This window comes from Aquabacterium sp. UBA2148 (genome assembly GCF_002328915.1).
Lineage (GTDB): Bacteria > Pseudomonadota > Gammaproteobacteria > Burkholderiales > Burkholderiaceae_C > Aquabacterium > Aquabacterium parvum.
In genome coordinates, this window is the sequence record NZ_DCXA01000152.1 from 7,185 (window position 1) to 8,285 (window position 1,101).

1 protein-coding gene and 1 pseudogene are annotated in these 1,101 nt (G+C 70.8%); both read right to left on the bottom strand.

Features of this window, described 5'->3' with window-relative positions:
* A partial coding sequence (locus tag B2W70_RS08385) for a hypothetical protein (RefSeq protein WP_286744717.1) occupies positions 1-616 on the bottom strand: 616 nt, incomplete at its 3' end.
* Positions 613-1,101, bottom strand: a pseudogene (locus tag B2W70_RS08390) (hypothetical protein); the annotation flags it as partial. The pseudogene B2W70_RS08390 and the gene B2W70_RS08385, both read right to left, overlap by 4 nt.

The following is a 1,101-nucleotide window of genomic DNA, read 5'->3' on the forward strand; positions in this document are numbered from 1 at the left end:
CCGCAGACCACGCCAGCACCCCGGCCAGCGCGCCACTCAAATGCGCCCAGGGGGCCACGTTTATAGCCGACGCTTCTGACAGAACGAGGTGATGAGCCCAGGGGTTTTCCATGAAGAGCTTGCCCGCCAGCCAGCCCAGCAGCACGATGCCGACCACCCGATGCGCGGGGCGGCAGGGGTGGTGGAGGTTGGCCAACGCCACGATGGCAACGCCCGCGTGCAGCACCCCGGACAGGCCCACGTAGGACGTGAGCGATGGCTCCAGCAGCATGCCGACGTGCGTCAGCGGCCAGGCGAGGAACCAGGCGAGGGTGTCGCGCGGCGTGACATCGGCGAGCGCTCCCATCAGCAGGATCAGGCCTGCGCCGAACAGGTTGCGCCACAGGTGGGCTTCGCTGCCATGCAGCCAGGCGGTTGCCCACCAGCTCCACAGGGGCTGGTGGCCTCCCTGGTCCGGTCGCAACACCAGCCTGGCCGGCAGCTCGGGCCAGAACTCCGGCGGCAGGGCCAGGGGCACGGGGGCGAACGCCAGGCTGGGCAGGGCCAGCAGCAGGCCGAGCGCACACCACCACATCACGTGGGGCGTGACCGCGGGACGGGGACGTTGCGTGCTCAAGGCAGGGGGCGGGGTTCGGGGGCCCCGGTGCCAGCAGGCGAGAGGTGCCCGAACACGGATTGCCACAAGGCCAGCACGGCGTCACGGTGGTGTGCCACGGCGGTCAGCCGCTCGCCCTCGAGTTCGGTCGGCGCTTCATCCAGGCGTGCGCGGTGCTGGATGCGGCGCAGCTCGCGGTAGGCCTGGCTGGCGGCTTGCGCCACCGGGCTGGGCACCAGGCCGGCAGCCCCTGCTCGCAGCAACAGGGCGATGTTGCCGAGGTTGTCCATCAGCCCAGGGTGCACGCGGCTGTGCGTGAGCACCAGGAACTGCACCACGAACTCGACGTCGATCATGCCGCCGGCGCTGTGCTTGATGTCGAAGCGATCGGATGGGCAGGGGTGGGCCTCCCGCATGCGCTCGCGCATGGCCACGACCTCCTGGGCCAGGCTGCTGGCGCAGCGCTCGGACGACAACACGGCACGGCGGGTGCTCTCGAAGCGCTC